Here is a 13,679-nt window from a genome sequence, read left to right as displayed (position 1 = left end):
GATTCTAAGCGGCGCGGAGGCGCCTCCCGCGGCGTCGGGCACCCGGCGGGGCGGACGCTAGGATCGGTCCCCATGCCGTCGTCTCCTCGCGATCCCGCGCGCGACGCGCACCCCTCCCCCTTCGTCGAGATCGTCCGCTCCGACTGGGCCGAGCTCGCCCGCACCACGGAGCTGCCGCTGTCGGAGACCGAGGTCGTGCAGCTGCGGGGGCTGGGCGACCGGCTGAGCCTCACCGAGGTCGCGGAGGTCTACCTGCCGCTCTCGCGCCTGCTGAGCCTGTACGCCGGTGGCGCGCGGCACCTGCACCGCGCGACGAGCACGTTCCTCGGGGAGCGCGCGCAGCCGACTCCGTTCGTGATCGGCGTCGCGGGGTCGGTCGCGGTGGGCAAGTCGACGATCGCGCGCCTGCTTCGGGAGCTGCTCGCCCGCTGGGAGGACACGCCCCGCGTCGAGCTGGTGACCACCGACGGCTTTCTGCTGCCCAACCGCGAGCTGGAGCGCCGCGGTCTGATGAGCCGCAAGGGCTTCCCCGAGTCGTACGACCGGCGAGCGCTGCTGCGCTTCGTCTCGGAGGTGAAGGGCGGGGCCGCGGAGGTGCGCGCGCCGTTCTACTCGCACCTGTCCTACGACATCGTCCCCGACGCCGAGATCGTCGTGCGGCGGCCGGACGTGCTGATCGTCGAGGGCCTGAACGTGCTGCAGCCGCCGGTGCCCGGTCACGGCCTGGCGGTGAGCGACCTGTTCGACTTCACCGTCTACGTCGACGCCCGGACCAGCGACATCGCGCGCTGGTACGAGGAGCGCTTCCTCACCCTGCAGCAGGGCGCGTTCGCGAATCCGAACTCCTACTTCCACCGCTACGCGGCGCTCAGTCCGGACGAGGCCCGTGAGCGCGCGCGGAGCATCTGGGCCGCGATCAACGAGCCGAACCTGCTGCAGAACGTGCGCCCCACCCGCTCCCGCGCGAGCCTGGTCCTCCGCAAGCAGGCCGATCACACGGTCTCCTCGGTCCTCCTCCGCAAGATCTGACCGCGCCCCCGGTCGCTGTTCGCCGCCGCGCGCACCGCGCAGCCACCGACCTCGAACCCCTTCACCGCACGATCGGCGCAGGCTCGCCACCACCCACGAGCCGTCAGCGTGAATCGCGTGCCAAGCGATTCCCGCGCGGCGACCGCGACACGCTCCGCCCGCGCAACCCCCTCGCGAAGCCGACCGCGAGGGGCCGCGCAAGTAGCAGCCCACCAACGAACACAGCCGTCAGCGAGAATCGCGTGCCAAGCGATTCACGCGCGGCGACCGCGACCCGCTCAACCCAGCGCGACCACCTCCACAAGCCGACCGCGAAGGGCCGCGCAGGGAGCGGCCCCGCAACGAACACAGCCGTCGCGGGAATCGCGTGCCAAGCGATTCACCCGCGGCGAACGCGCCCCGCTCCACCCATCGCAACCACCTCGCGAAGCCGACCGCGAGGGGCCGCGCAGGGAGCGGCCCCGCAACGAACACAGCCGCGTGCCAAGCGATTCACCCGCGGCGAACGCGCCCCGCTCCACCCATCGCAACCACCTCGCGAAGCCAACCGCGAGGGGCCGCGCAGGGAGCGGCCCCGCAACAAACACAGCCGCGTGCCAAGCGATTCACCCGCGGCGAACGCCCCCCGCTCCACCCATCGCGACCACCTCCCCAAGCCGACCGCGAGGAGCCGCGCAGGGAGCGGCCCAACCCACGAGCCGTCGTGGGAATCGCGTGCCAAGCGATTCCCGCGCGGCGAACGCACCCCGCTCCACCCATCGCGACCACCTCTCCAGGCCGACCGCGAGGAGCCGCGCAGGGAGCGGCTCCTTAAGAGCGCAGCCGCTCGAGCACGACCGCGGCGAGCGATTCGGCGAGGCGGTCGGCCGTCTCCTGCGTCTTCGCCTCGACCATGACGCGCACCATCGGCTCGGTGCCGGAGGGGCGCAGGAGCACGCGGCCGTCGCTGCCGAGCTCGGCGGTGGCGTCGGCGACGGCGGAGGCGATGACCTCGTCGTCGCGGACGCCCTCGCGGTCGACGCCGCGCACGTTGAGGAGGGTCTGCGGGAAGACGGACATGACTGCGGCCAGGTCGGCGATCGTGCGTCCGGTCCGGGCCATCTCGGCCGCGAGCTGGAGGCCGGTGAGCACGCCGTCGCCGGTAGTGGCGTAGCGGCTCATGATGACGTGGCCGGACTGCTCCCCGCCGAGCGAGTAGCCGCCGTCGTTCATCGCCTCGAGGACGTAGCGGTCGCCGACCGCGGTCTCGATGACGCGGATGCCGGCGGCGCGCATGGCGAGCTTGAGGCCGAGGTTGCTCATGACGGTGGCCACGAGGACGTCGTCGCGGAGGGCGCCGCGGCGGGCCATGGCTGTCGCGAGGATCGCCATGATCTGGTCGCCGTCGACGATGCGGCCCTCGGCGTCCACTGCGAGGCAGCGGTCGGCGTCGCCGTCGTGGGCGATGCCGATGTCGGCGCCGGCCGCGCGGACGGCGTCGGCGACGTTGTCGAGGTGGGTGGAGCCCACTCCGTCGTTGATGTTGAGGCCGTCGGGGTCGTTGCCGATGACGGTGACGGTCGCTCCGGCGTCGGTGAACACCTGAGGCGAGATGCCGGCGGCAGCGCCGTGCGCGCAGTCGATGACCACGTGCAGGCCGTCGAGACGGGTGCCCTCGAGGGATCCGAGCAGGTGGAGAACATAGCGGTCCTCCGCGTCGGAGAAGCGGGTGATGCGGCCGACGTCGGCTCCGGTCGGCGTGAGCGGGGGGACCCCGAGGGCCGCTTCGATGCGGTTCTCGAGCTCGTCCGGGAGCTTGCGTCCGCCGGCGGCGAAGAACTTGATGCCGTTGTCGGCGGCGGGGTTGTGCGAGGCCGAGATCATCACGCCGAAGTCGGCGTTCTCGTCGGCGATGAGGTAGGCGGTGGCGGGCGTCGGGATGACGCCCGCATCGAGCACGTCGACTCCCGCGCTCGCGAGACCCGCCGCGACCGCGGCTCCGATGAACTGACCGGAGATGCGGGGGTCGCGGGCGAGCACGGCGACGGGCCGACGGCCCTCGGCCCGGGCGGCCGCTCCGAGTACACGGGCGGCCGCCTGGGCGAGGCCGAGAGCCAGGTCGGCCGTGACCTCGCGATTCGCGAGGCCACGGACGCCGTCTGTTCCGAACAGGCGCGGCATGGTGCGCAGTCCCTTCTCGAGCTGCTGGTCGTGCGGCCGTCAGGCCGCGTCGACTAGCGCTTCGAGAACTGGGACGCCTTGCGGGCCTTCTTGAGACCGGCCTTCTTGCGCTCGATGACGCGGGCGTCGCGGGTCAGGAAGCCCGCCTTCTTCAGGATCGCGCGGTTGTTCTCGCGGTCGATCTCGTTGAGTGCACGGGCGATGGCGAGGCGCAGCGCGCCGGCCTGACCGGAGGGGCCGCCGCCGGTGATCTTGGCGACCACGTCGTAGGAGCCGATCAGGTCGAGCACCTTGAAGGGGTCGGTGATCAGCTGCTGGTGCAGCTTGTTGGGGAAGTACTCCGCGAACTCGCGGGCGTTGACGGTCATGCCGCCGTTGCCGGGGACGAGGCGCACGCGGGCGATGGCCTGCTTGCGTCGGCCCACGGCTGCGCCGGAGACGTTGAGGACGGCGCGGGGCGTCGTGGACGCCTCGGTGGCCGGGCTTTCGGTGGAGTAGCTCTCGGGAGCCACGTCGATCTGGTCTGCGATCTTCGCCACGGTGTAGGTGATCCTTTGTCTTCGAAGTCTGGGGTGTCGGGGAGGGCCGGAGCCTACTGGGCGACCTGGGTGAAGGCGTACGCCTGCGGCTGCTGGGCCGCGTGGGGGTGCTCGGATCCCGTGTAGACCTTCAGCTTGCGCAGCTGGGCGCGGCCGAGGGAGTTCTTGGGGAGCATGCCGCGGATGGCCTTCTCGACGGCGCGGACCGGGTTCTTCTCGAGGAGCTCGGCGTACGTGGTGGCCGAGAGGCCGCCCGGGTAGCCGGAGTGGCGGTAGGCCTTCTTCTGGAGGAGCTTCTGGCCGGTGAGGGCGACCTTCTCCGCGTTGACGATGATGACGAAGTCGCCCATGTCCATGTGCGGCGCGAAGGTGGCCTTGTGCTTGCCGCGCAGGAGCGCCGCGGCGTGGGTGGCGAGACGGCCGAGCACGACGTCGGACGCGTCGATGACGATCCAGTCGTGCTGGACGTCAGCCGGCTTCGGAGAAAAAGTGCGAGTCACGTGAGTGCTGCTTTCTGGTCGGAGTGAGGTGTTCGTGGATCCCGCTCCGTGGCCGTTCGACCCTCGAGGGGGACGAACCGATCCGGTGGAGGGCTCAACTTCGGGCGCTCGGCACACGGCCGAAAACACCAAGGGTCGACATTACAGCAAAGCCCTCGTGCGGCCAAGCACGGATCGTGGCGGCAGGGGCTCCGGCAGCGGGAGGTGCGACCCGAGCCGCCACGGGTCGCGGGGCGCGGGCGCGCGCCCTCGCCTCACTCCGAGTCCTCCGGGTCACGCCCCTCGGTCCGCACGGTGCGCTTCGCGCGGGTGAGCAGGGCCCGCTCGGCGAGCGCGTCGTCCTCGGGGTAGTCGACCTCGCGGAGGATGAGGCCGCGTGCCGGCATCACCGCGAACGCGTTGGTCCGTCTGGCGGCGTCCCGGAGCAGCGGGACCGCCCCCGCCTCGAGCTTCCCGGCGCCGACCGCGACGCACGCCCCCACGAGGGCCCGCACCATGCTGTGGCAGAAGGCGTCCGCGCGCAGGTGGGCGTGCAGGACTCCGTCGGCGTCTCGCTCCCAGGTGAAGTCGAGCAGGCTCCGGATGGTGGTGGCCCCTGCGCGGGCACGGCAGAACGACGCGTAGTCGTGCAGGCCCAGGAGCGAGCGGGCCGCGGCCGACATCGCGTCGAGGTCGAGGGAGTCGGTGATCCAGGTGGTGTACGTGCGGTCGAGCGGGTGGCGCATCGAGGAGGCGTCGGCCAGCCGGTACTCGTACCGCCGCCAGCGCGCCGAGAACCTCGCGTCGAACCCCTCCGGCGCCTCCGTCACCCGGTGCACCGAGACGTCGGTGTACTGCCCGAGGATCCCGCGGAGCCGCCGCTCCAGGATCGACGCGGGCGGGAACGGCTCCTCCCCCGGTCGGCGCCGGCCGGTGCTGATGCGGCCCCACTGCTCGGGGGTGAGGTCGACGTGGGCGACCTGGGCGCTGGCGTGCACGCCGACGTCGGTGCGCCCGGCGACCGTCACGGTCGGGTGCTGCTCGGAGCGCAGCACCAGGGCGAGCGACTCCTCGAGCACCCCCTGCACGGTGCGGAGGCCGGGCTGTTTGGCCCACCCGGAGAAGTGCGAGCCGTCGTAGGCCAGGTCGAGGCGGACGCGGTGGAGCATCAGACGAGTGTAGAGCGCGCCGTGGTCGCGGCTCAGGCGACCGCGAGCGGGACGTCGACAGTCGCCAGGGCCGAGACCGCCCAGCCGACCAGCGTCGACTGCTCGCCGACCGAGGAGACGATCCGCGCCTCCCCGCCGCCTGCGAGCACGGCCAGCTCGGAGGGAGCGGAGGCGATGCCCTGCACCCCGTAGGCGGCCGTGCCCAGCGAGACCGGCACGGCGCCGAGCGCCTCGCCCGCACCGGTGAAGGTCTCGACGAGGGGCCCGCGGTGCAGCGTCAGCACGACGACCGGATCGCCGCCGTCGACGGCGTAGGAGCACGTGTCTTCCGCGGCGGTGATCGACACGGTGCCCGCCGTCGAGCCGGCCTCCTGCTCGACGAGGGAGGCGGGGAGAGCGGTCGCGCAGTCCACGCCCTCGCTCGACGGCACGGAGGGCACGGAGGGCACGGTCGGTGCGGCCGACGGTACCGGAGGCGTGCTCGCGAGGCCCGCCGACTCCGGCACGTCGATCACCTCGCCGGAGGCGCAGCCGCTCACTCCGCCCGCGAGTGCCAGGGCGAGGAGCGCCGCAGCAGCCGAGGAGGGCAGTCGCACAGGAGTCCTCCGAGGATCGTCGGGGCGGACCCCGGGAGCGCCGGTCGTGACGCGGCCGCACCCGACGAGCGCACCCGTGCCATCGTAAGCGACGATTCGCGCCACTCGGCCCCGTGGAACGACGAGAGCCCCCCGCCCCGGAGGGGACGGAGGGCTCTCGGCAGAGGGGGCGTGACTACTTGGTCGCGCCGGTCTCCTCGACAGGAGCGTCCTGCGCGGCGTCCTCGACGGGAGCGTCCTGCACGGGCGCCTCCTCGACGGGGGTCTCCTCGGCGGGGGCCTCGTCCACCGGAGCGGACACGGGCGCCGTGGCGGTGCGCGACTTCTTCGCCTTGGGCGTGACGGGCTCGAGGACGAGCTCGATCACGGCCATGGGCGCGTTGTCTCCCTTGCGGGGGCCGATCTTGGTGATGCGGGTGTAGCCGCCCTCGCGCTCGGCGACGAGCGGAGCGATCTCGGTGAAGAGCTCGTGGACGACCGACTTGTCGCCGATCGTCGCGAGGACGCGACGGCGGGCGTGCAGGTCGCCGCGCTTGGCGAAGGTCACCAGGCGCTCGGCGAGCGGACGAAGGCGCTTGGCCTTGGTCTCGGTCGTCTTGATGCTCTTGTGCGTGAACAGGGCCGCGGCCAGGTTCGCCAGCAGCAGGCGCTCGTGTGCGGGTCCGCCTCCGAGGCGGGGGCCCTTGGTGGGCTTGGGCATGGGTTTACTCCAGTACTAAAGGGGTGTCAGCAGGTCGGACGCGAGGAGCCGGGGCTCCGGAGCGGAGGACCTAGATGCTCTCGTCGTCGTAGCTGTAGAAGTGGGCGCCGTCGAACCCGGGGACCGAGTCCTTGAGCGACAGGCCGAGCTCCGTCAGCTTCTCCTTGACCTCATCCACCGACTTCTGACCGAAGTTGCGGATGTTCATGAGCTGCGTCTCCGAGAGGGCGACGAGCTCATTGACGTTGTTGATGCCCTCGCGCTTGAGGCAGTTGTAGCTGCGCACCGAGAGGTCGAGGTCCTCGATGGGCATGGACAGCTCGGTCGAGAGGACCGCGTCGACCGGCGCGGGGCCGATCTCGATGCCCTCGGCCGCGTTGTTCAGCTCGCGGGCGAGACCGAACAGCTCGGTCAGCGTGCGTCCGGCGGAGGCGATGGCGTCGCGCGGCGAGATCGCGGCCTTCGTCTCCACGTCCACGACCAGGCGGTCGAAGTCGGTGCGCTCGCCGGCACGGGTGGCCTCGACGCGGTAGGTGACCTTCAGCACGGGCGAGTAGATCGAGTCGACCGGGATCTGGCCGGCCTCGGAGAACTCGCTGCGGTTCTGGGTCGCCGAGACGTAGCCGCGGCCGCGCTCGATCGTGAGCTCGAGCTCGAACTTCGCCTTGTCGTTCAGCGTGGCGATGACGAGCTCAGGGTTGTGGATCTCGACACCGGCCGGCGCCGAGATGTCCGCGGCGGTGACCTGGCCGGCTCCCTGCTTGCGCAGGTAGGCGGTGATCGGCTCGTCGTGCTCGGAGGAGACGACGAGTCCCTTGATGTTCAGGATGATCTCGGTGACGTCCTCGCGGACGCCCGGAACGGTCGTGAACTCGTGCAGGACTCCGTCGATCCGGATGCTGGTGACAGCGGCGCCGGGGATGGAGGACAGCAGGGTGCGACGCAGCGAGTTGCCGAGCGTGTAGCCGAAGCCGGGCTCGAGGGGCTCGATGACGAAGCGGGAACGGAACTCCGAGATGTTCTCCTCGGTGAGCGTCGGACGCTGTGCGATAAGCACTGATGATTCCTTTCGATCACGTGTCCGCTATATGACACGTGCGTTTGCGAGGTGTGGAGTTGTGAAAGAAATGCGCGATCCGCCGGTCGGCCGCACTCCCCGCCCGGAGGCGGTTCGTGCGGCCGACCGACGGCTGCGAGTGCTGCTTAGACGCGACGACGCTTGGGCGGGCGGCAGCCGTTGTGCGCCTGCGGGGTGACGTCGTTGATCGAGCCGACCTCGAGGCCTGCGGCCTGGAGCGAGCGGATCGCGGTCTCACGACCCGAGCCGGGGCCCTTGACGAAGACGTCCACCTTCTTCATGCCGTGCTCCTGAGCCTGGCGCGCGGCCGACTCGGCGGCGAGCTGGGCGGCGAACGGCGTCGACTTGCGCGAGCCCTTGAAGCCGACTCCACCGGACGAGGCCCAGCTGATGACGGCCCCGGAGGGGTCGGTGATCGAGACGATGGTGTTGTTGAACGTCGACTTGATGTGGGCCTGGCCCACAGCGATGTTCTTCTTCTCCTTGCGGCGCGGCTTGCGCGCGGCCGACTTGGGGGTAGCCAATTCTGTATCTCCTCTAGGTCCGTGTCGCCCGCGTTACTTGCGGCCGGCCTTCTTCTTGCCGGCGACGGTGCGCTTGGGTCCCTTGCGGGTGCGCGCGTTCGTCTTGGTGCGCTGTCCACGGACCGGGAGGCCGCGACGGTGGCGGAGGCCCTCGTACGAGCCGATCTCGACCTTGCGGCGGATGTCGGCGGCGACCTCGCGGCGGAGGTCGCCCTCCACCTTGTAGTTGCCCTCGATGTAGTCGCGGAGCGAGACGAGCTGGTCGTCGCTGAGGTCCTTGACGCGGATGTTGCCGTCGATCCCGGTGTCGCTCAGGGTCTTGAGCGCGCGAGTGCGGCCGACACCGTAGATGTAGGTCAGTGCGACCTCCACGCGCTTCTCGCGCGGGATGTCTACTCCTGCCAGACGTGCCATTGTGGCTTCTCCTGTGAGTGAGTGGAGGTGTGAAGCAGCACCGGTGCCTCGGCCTCCGACCGAAGGTGTCCTCGCCGTCCACCCCGGGGTCGCCGGGGTGCTGCGCGATTTCTGGTGCTGCGGGTGTGTTCAGTTGTGCAGTGGGGGCGGCACGCCGCCCCTGCGCTCCCTCGCGGAAGCAGCGGGACTAGCCCTGGCGCTGCTTGTGGCGGGGGTTGCTGCTGCAGATGACCATCACGTTGCCGTGGCGGCGGATGATCTTGCAGTGGTCGCAGATGCGCTTGACGCTGGGGTTGACCTTCATTGTTCTTGTCCTTGTTTTCGCTGGCGTCGTGCTCCCGGCGGATGCCGGGGCCGTTCCTTACAGGACACGCACGTCGCGAACGTCAGCGGAGCGAACGCCTACTTGTAGCGGTAGACGATCCGGCCGCGGGTCAGGTCGTAGGGGCTCAGCTCCACGATCACCCGGTCCTCGGGGAGGATCCGGATGTAGTGCTGACGCATCTTGCCCGAGATATGGGCGAGAACTTTGTGTCCGTTGGTCAGCTCCACGCGGAACATCGCGTTGGGGAGCGCCTCGACAACCGCACCTTCGATTTCGATGACACCGTCTTTTTTGGCCATAGCCTCACTGTCGTTCGGAAGTAGTGTGTGTACTGGTCGTGCGAATGTTTCCGCGACGAGCCACCACCGGGCGAGAGCCCGGATCGGGGTTCGCGGGCATGCCGGAGCACGCGCAAAACACCAAGGGTCGATGCTACGCGAATCGCGGCCGTTCCGCCACCTCGGGCGTGTCGCCCCCTCCTCCGCCTCCGCGCCCGACGCGCGCCCCCTGCCGGGCCCCGCGTCCGCCGCCGCCTAGGCTGGCTCCGTCGAGCCGGAGGGAGAGCACATGGCGCGCACGACGAGGTCAGCGACCGCGAGGCGGAGCTGGTACTCGCACCCGGTGGTGACGATCCTGGCGGCGATCGCGGTCATCGCCCTGGTGCAGACCTTCTTCGTGAAGGTGTACACGGTGCCGACCGGCTCGATGGAGAACACCCTCCAGGGCGGCGGGTTCTTCGGCGACCGCATCCTGGTCGACCGCACCCTCGCCCTCCAGGGCGGGCCGGAGGAGGGGCAGATCGTCGTCTTCTCGCGCGACGCCGACTGGGGCGCGAGCGACGAGGCCGGCAGCCCCCTCTCCGAGATCGTGAAGACCTTCGGCGACGTCACCAGCATCGGCCCCTCCCACGAGGAGTTCCTCGTCAAGAGGCTGATCGCCGAGGGCGGCCACACCGTCTCCTGCTGCGACGCCGAGGGGCACGTGCTGGTCGACGGGAAGCCGCTGGACGAGTCCTACGTGTTCGAGGACTTCCCCTTCACCCCCGGGACCCTCGACTGCACGACGAGCCCCGCGTCCCTCCGCTGCTTCGACGAGTACACCGTCCCCGAGGGCTCCCTCTTCGTCCTGGGCGACCACCGGTCGAACTCCAACGACTCGCTCGGCGAGTGCCGCGGCGCCGGCGGGCCGATCGACACGTGCGTGAAGACCGTGCCGATCGACAGGGTCACCGGACGCGTCTTCGCCGTGGCCTGGCCGCTCACCCGCTGGCGGCTGTTCTAGCGCTCCACCCGAGCCGCCGCAGACGACGAGGTCCCCCGCCGGAAGCAGGGGACCTCGTCGTCGTTCACCGCCGTGCGGCCACGGGACTAGCCGCGGACGACCGCCACGACCCGGTCGAAGAGCGGGTGCTCGGCCGTGAGGCCGGTGACCTCCGCCACGAACTCCTCCGGGCTGAGCGCGGCCAGCTTCTCGTGGAGCTCCACGCTCTGGGGGTCCTCGGGCACGTCGAAGCGCAGCGCGGCGCCGATCGCGGTGAGCAGGCCCTCCGGCGTGCGCCCGCGCTCGGCGAGCTCGGCCGCCGGTCCGATGAAGCGCTCGTGCCGCGACAGCTTCCGCAGCGGCTGGCGTCCCACCCGGTCGACCGTGTCGGTCAGGTACGGGTTGGCGAAGCGCTTCAGCGTCTTCTCGAGGTAGGCCTGCTGCTCCTCGTCGCTGAAGCCGTGCTTGGCCACGATGAGCTCCTTGGTGTCCTCGAGCGCGGCCTTGACCGCGTCGTGCACCTCGGGCATCCCCAGCGCGTCGGAGAGCTTGTGCGCTCCGGCCGCGAAGCCGGTGTAGGCGGCCGTCGCGTGGCCGGTGTTCACCGTGAAGAGCTTCCGCTCGATGAAGGGCTCGAGGTCGTCGACCCAGGTCGCGCCCGGGATCTCCGGCTCGGTGCCCTCGAACGGAGTGCGGTCGACGACCCACTCGAAGAAGCTCTCCACCGTCACGTCCAGGCCCTGGCCCGGGTCCTGGTTCGGGACGATGCGGTCCACCGCGGTGTCGGCGAAGACGGCGCGGGTGCGCAGGCGCTCCCACTCGTCCGCGCCGAGGTTCGCGGCGACCTCGGTCTGCAGGAGGCGCGTGGCGTTGATCGCGTTCTCGCAGGCCATGACCGCCAGCCGCGGCGCCGACTCGTCGCGGGCCGCGAGGCCCTTCGCGATCACGGGGGCGACGAAGCGCAGGATGTTCGGGCCGACGGCCGTGGTGACGATGTCGGCGGCGGCGATCTCGCGGACGAGCGCCTCCTCGTCGGCGGCCGAGTCGATCGCGCGGAAGCGGTCGACGACGTGCGTGGCCGCCTCCTCCCCCACCTCGTGCACCTCGTAGCTGTCGGCAGCGCCGAGGCGGCCGATCAGCTCGGAGTTGACGTCGGCGAAGACGAGCTCGTAGCCGGCGCCGTGCAGGATCAGGCCGACGAAGCCGCGGCCGATGTTGCCGGCGCCGAAGTGGACGGCGGTGGGCATCAGGAGTTGACCTCGCCCAGCAGGCTGTAGAGCGACTGCGCGTCCGGGGCGTCGAGGAGCTTCTGCACCTCGTCCTCCTCCGAGAAGATGATCGCGATCTTGGAGAGGATCTCGAGGTGCTCGTTGTCGACGCCGGCGATGCCGACGACGAAGCGCACCTCGTTGCCGTCCCAGTCGATCGGCTGCGCATAGCGCACGAACGAGAGGGCGGAGGAGCGGATCTCGTCCTTCGCGTCGTTGGTGCCGTGCGGGATGGCGAGCAGGTTGCCCATGTAGGTCGAGACGGTCGCCTCGCGGGCGAGCATGGCCTCGTAGTAGGCGGGGGTGACCGCGCCGACGCCGACCAGCATGTCGGCGGCCTCCTTGATGGCGGCCTCCTTCGTGGTAGCGGTGCCGGAGGCGTCGATCTGTCCGATGGTGAGCACGTCGCTCATGGGGTGCGTCCTTCCGTGGAGGTGCTGACAGCGAGGGAACCCGCAGGGGCGAGCGGAGCGTGTCCGCCCTGTCGCACCCTACGGGTTCCCTCCGAATGGTTGGCGTACTACTTGCCGTGCTGCTCCGCGACCAGCGAGACGACCTCGTCGTACTTCGGGCTGTTCATGAAGTTGTCCACGGAGACGTGGATCGCGCCCGGGGTGCGCTGGCGGGCGCGCTCCGTGAGCTCGGCCTGGGTGATGACCAGGTCCACGTCGTCCTCGAGAGCGGCGATCGCCTTGTTGGTGACCGTGACGTCCTCGAAGCCCGCCTTCTTCATCTTGTTCCGCAGCACCGAGGCGCCCATCGCGGACGAGCCCATGCCGGCGTCGCAGGCGAAGACGATGTTCCGGACCTGGGTCGCGGTGGCCGTGGCCCCCGCGGTCGAGGCGCCGGCCGAGTCCTGCGGAGCGTTGGCGCCGCGGGCGTTGATGAGCGAGCCGACGGCGCTCTCCTTGCCCTTGTTCGCCTCGTTGGCGGCGACGGCGGCGGCGAGCTTGTCGTCGCCCTCCTGCTCCGCGGCCAGGTCGCGCTTGCGGCCGGACCGGATGATGACCGAGGCCACCAGGAACGACACGGCGGTCGCGAGGATCACCGAGAGGATGACGCCGAGGAAGCTGTCGTTCGCGGTCTGCAGGAGCACCGCGATGATCGAGCCGGGCGAGGCGGGGGCGCGGAGGCCGGAGTTGAACGCGACGTTCGTCGCGACACCGGTCGCACCGCCGAGGATGACGGCCGCGAGCAGCGCCGGCTTCATCAGCACGTACGGGAAGTAGATCTCGTGGATGCCGCCGATGAAGTGGATGATCGCCGCACCGGGAGCGGAGGCGCGGGCCGCGCCGACGCCGAAGAACGCGAAGGCCAGGAGCACGCCCATGCCGGGGCCGGGGTTGGCCTCGAGGAGGAAGAGGTAGGACTTGCCCGCCTCCTCCGCCTGCTGGACGCCCAGCGGCGTGAGGATGCCGTGGTTGATGGCGTTGTTCAGGAAGAGGATCTTCGCCGGCTCGATGAAGAGCGAGGTCAGCGGGAGCAGGCCCGCGTTGACCAGGAACTCCACGCCCGCACCGAGGGCGGTCGAGAGGCCGACCACGAGCGGCGCGACGCCCGCGAAGGCGAGGAGCGCGAGGAGGAGGCCGAGGATTCCGGCGGAGAAGTTGTTGACCAGCATCTCGAAGCCGGGCTTGATCTTGCCGTCCCAGATCGAGTCGACCTTCTTCATGAGCCACGCCGACAGCGGGCCCATGATCATGGCGCCGATGAACATCGGGATGCCGGCGCCGACGATGACGCCCATGGTCGCGATGGTGCCGACCACGCCTCCGCGGGCGCCGTAGACCATGCGGCCGCCGGTGTTCGCGATGAGGAGCGGGAGGAGGTAGGTGATCATCGGGGCGACGAGGCCGGTATTGACGACGTCGGGATCCGTGCTCCAGCCGCCGAACTGCTGGACCCAGGTGGCGTCGATGCCGAGGAGCGGGAGCCATCCGGTCTGGATGAAGAGGGCCGTGATGAAGCCCCAGGCGATGAAGGCCGCGATGTTCGGCATGACCATTCCCGAGAGGAAGGTGCCGAAGCGCTGGACGTGGACGCGCGCTCCACCGCGCGTCGACGTCCAGCGCTTCGGCACCTTCCTCTCGGGAATGGTCATGCCGAACATCGCGGCCTTCATCGCCTGGGGCTTCATC

General features: G+C 70.4%; 16 protein-coding genes. 2 read left to right on the top strand and 14 right to left on the bottom strand.

Annotation, left to right across the window (positions count from 1 at the left end):
• Positions 1 to 72 precede the first annotated feature (72 nt).
• Positions 73 to 1,029 (top strand): type I pantothenate kinase, encoded by a 957-nt coding sequence (gene coaA, locus C5C44_RS12505; protein ID WP_104234153.1) that lies wholly within the window; start codon positions 73 to 75, stop codon positions 1,027 to 1,029.
• Between the two features lie 810 nt (positions 1,030 to 1,839).
• Here coaA and glmM read toward each other — a convergent pair.
• From glmM to infA, 11 genes are all read right to left on the bottom strand, one after another.
• A complete protein-coding gene (glmM, locus tag C5C44_RS12500; protein WP_104248196.1) occupies positions 1,840 to 3,189 on the bottom strand; it encodes a phosphoglucosamine mutase in 1,350 nt (449 codons plus the stop codon).
• Between the two features lie 53 nt (positions 3,190 to 3,242).
• Positions 3,243 to 3,728 (bottom strand): 30S ribosomal protein S9, encoded by a 486-nt coding sequence (gene rpsI, locus C5C44_RS12495; RefSeq protein WP_104225004.1) that lies wholly within the window; start codon positions 3,726 to 3,728, stop codon positions 3,243 to 3,245.
• A 53-nt stretch (positions 3,729 to 3,781) separates the two neighbouring features.
• A complete protein-coding gene (gene rplM / locus C5C44_RS12490; RefSeq protein WP_104225003.1) occupies positions 3,782 to 4,228 on the bottom strand; it encodes a 50S ribosomal protein L13 in 447 nt (148 codons plus the stop codon).
• Positions 4,229 to 4,482: 254 nt separating this feature from the next.
• Positions 4,483 to 5,376: a tRNA pseudouridine(38-40) synthase TruA gene (locus C5C44_RS12485; RefSeq protein ID WP_104335951.1), complete on the bottom strand. Its 894-nt coding sequence runs from the start codon at positions 5,374 to 5,376 to the stop codon at positions 4,483 to 4,485.
• 32 nt (positions 5,377 to 5,408) lie between these two features.
• Entirely contained in the window at positions 5,409 to 5,972 is a 564-nt protein-coding gene (locus C5C44_RS12480; protein ID WP_104327880.1) for a hypothetical protein, read from the bottom strand.
• A 175-nt stretch (positions 5,973 to 6,147) separates the two neighbouring features.
• On the bottom strand, positions 6,148 to 6,672 hold the full coding sequence (rplQ, locus tag C5C44_RS12475; protein ID WP_104335950.1) for a 50S ribosomal protein L17: 525 nt from the start codon (positions 6,670 to 6,672) through the stop codon (positions 6,148 to 6,150).
• Positions 6,673 to 6,742: 70 nt separating this feature from the next.
• Positions 6,743 to 7,729 carry a DNA-directed RNA polymerase subunit alpha gene (locus C5C44_RS12470; RefSeq protein ID WP_104224999.1) on the bottom strand — a complete coding sequence of 329 codons (987 nt, stop codon included), beginning with the start codon at positions 7,727 to 7,729 and terminating at the stop codon, positions 6,743 to 6,745.
• 146 nt (positions 7,730 to 7,875) lie between these two features.
• Positions 7,876 to 8,274 (bottom strand): 30S ribosomal protein S11, encoded by a 399-nt coding sequence (rpsK, locus tag C5C44_RS12465; RefSeq protein ID WP_055787170.1) that lies wholly within the window; start codon positions 8,272 to 8,274, stop codon positions 7,876 to 7,878.
• A 33-nt stretch (positions 8,275 to 8,307) separates the two neighbouring features.
• The gene (gene rpsM / locus C5C44_RS12460; protein ID WP_068251511.1) at positions 8,308 to 8,688 is read right to left on the bottom strand and encodes a 30S ribosomal protein S13; all 381 of its coding nucleotides are present in this window, start codon (positions 8,686 to 8,688) and stop codon (positions 8,308 to 8,310) included.
• A gap of 187 nt (positions 8,689 to 8,875) precedes the next feature.
• Positions 8,876 to 8,992: a 50S ribosomal protein L36 gene (rpmJ, locus tag C5C44_RS12455; RefSeq protein ID WP_055787164.1), complete on the bottom strand. Its 117-nt coding sequence runs from the start codon at positions 8,990 to 8,992 to the stop codon at positions 8,876 to 8,878.
• Positions 8,993 to 9,090: 98 nt separating this feature from the next.
• Positions 9,091 to 9,312: a translation initiation factor IF-1 gene (infA, locus tag C5C44_RS12450; RefSeq protein ID WP_022883252.1), complete on the bottom strand. Its 222-nt coding sequence runs from the start codon at positions 9,310 to 9,312 to the stop codon at positions 9,091 to 9,093.
• Between the two features lie 268 nt (positions 9,313 to 9,580).
• On the opposite strand from infA, the gene lepB reads away from it, so the two are divergent.
• Complete coding sequence (lepB, locus tag C5C44_RS12445; protein WP_104224998.1) at positions 9,581 to 10,294, top strand: signal peptidase I; 714 nt, start codon at positions 9,581 to 9,583, stop codon at positions 10,292 to 10,294.
• A gap of 86 nt (positions 10,295 to 10,380) precedes the next feature.
• On the opposite strand, the gene C5C44_RS12440 is transcribed toward lepB, so the two are convergent.
• The 3 genes from C5C44_RS12440 to C5C44_RS12430 form a co-directional block, all read right to left on the bottom strand.
• Entirely contained in the window at positions 10,381 to 11,520 is a 1,140-nt protein-coding gene (locus C5C44_RS12440) for a mannitol-1-phosphate 5-dehydrogenase (RefSeq protein WP_104335949.1), read from the bottom strand.
• Positions 11,520 to 11,954 (bottom strand): PTS sugar transporter subunit IIA, encoded by a 435-nt coding sequence (locus C5C44_RS12435; protein WP_104224996.1) that lies wholly within the window; start codon positions 11,952 to 11,954, stop codon positions 11,520 to 11,522. Before C5C44_RS12435 ends, C5C44_RS12440 begins: the two co-directional genes overlap by 1 nt.
• 107 nt (positions 11,955 to 12,061) lie before the next feature.
• Positions 12,062 to 13,546: a PTS mannitol transporter subunit IICBA gene (locus C5C44_RS12430; protein ID WP_258066737.1), complete on the bottom strand. Its 1,485-nt coding sequence runs from the start codon at positions 13,544 to 13,546 to the stop codon at positions 12,062 to 12,064.
• Positions 13,547 to 13,679 lie beyond the last annotated feature (133 nt).

The organism is Rathayibacter sp. AY1F6 (assembly GCF_002932035.1).
GTDB lineage: Bacteria > Actinomycetota > Actinomycetes > Actinomycetales > Microbacteriaceae > Rathayibacter.
This window is presented reverse-complemented; position numbering and strand designations above follow the sequence as displayed.

What these genes read in the sequence shown, in the direction of transcription:
- coaA (WP_104234153.1), top strand. Translation starts at nt 73, where the DNA reads ATGCCGTCGTCTCCTCGCGATCCCGCGCGCGACGCGCACCCCTCCCCC.
- glmM (WP_104248196.1), bottom strand. Translation starts at nt 3,189, where the DNA reads ATGCCGCGCCTGTTCGGAACAGACGGCGTCCGTGGCCTCGCGAATCGC.
- C5C44_RS12485 (WP_104335951.1), bottom strand. Translation starts at nt 5,376, where the DNA reads ATGCTCCACCGCGTCCGCCTCGACCTGGCCTACGACGGCTCGCACTTC.
- rplQ (WP_104335950.1), bottom strand. Translation starts at nt 6,672, where the DNA reads ATGCCCAAGCCCACCAAGGGCCCCCGCCTCGGAGGCGGACCCGCACAC.
- rpsM (WP_068251511.1), bottom strand. Translation starts at nt 8,688, where the DNA reads ATGGCACGTCTGGCAGGAGTAGACATCCCGCGCGAGAAGCGCGTGGAG.
- rpmJ (WP_055787164.1), bottom strand. Translation starts at nt 8,992, where the DNA reads ATGAAGGTCAACCCCAGCGTCAAGCGCATCTGCGACCACTGCAAGATC.
- infA (WP_022883252.1), bottom strand. Translation starts at nt 9,312, where the DNA reads ATGGCCAAAAAAGACGGTGTCATCGAAATCGAAGGTGCGGTTGTCGAG.
- lepB (WP_104224998.1), top strand. Translation starts at nt 9,581, where the DNA reads ATGGCGCGCACGACGAGGTCAGCGACCGCGAGGCGGAGCTGGTACTCG.
- C5C44_RS12440 (WP_104335949.1), bottom strand. Translation starts at nt 11,520, where the DNA reads ATGCCCACCGCCGTCCACTTCGGCGCCGGCAACATCGGCCGCGGCTTC.
- C5C44_RS12435 (WP_104224996.1), bottom strand. Translation starts at nt 11,954, where the DNA reads ATGAGCGACGTGCTCACCATCGGACAGATCGACGCCTCCGGCACCGCT.
- C5C44_RS12430 (WP_258066737.1), bottom strand. Translation starts at nt 13,546, where the DNA reads ATGGTCATGCCGAACATCGCGGCCTTCATCGCCTGGGGCTTCATCACG.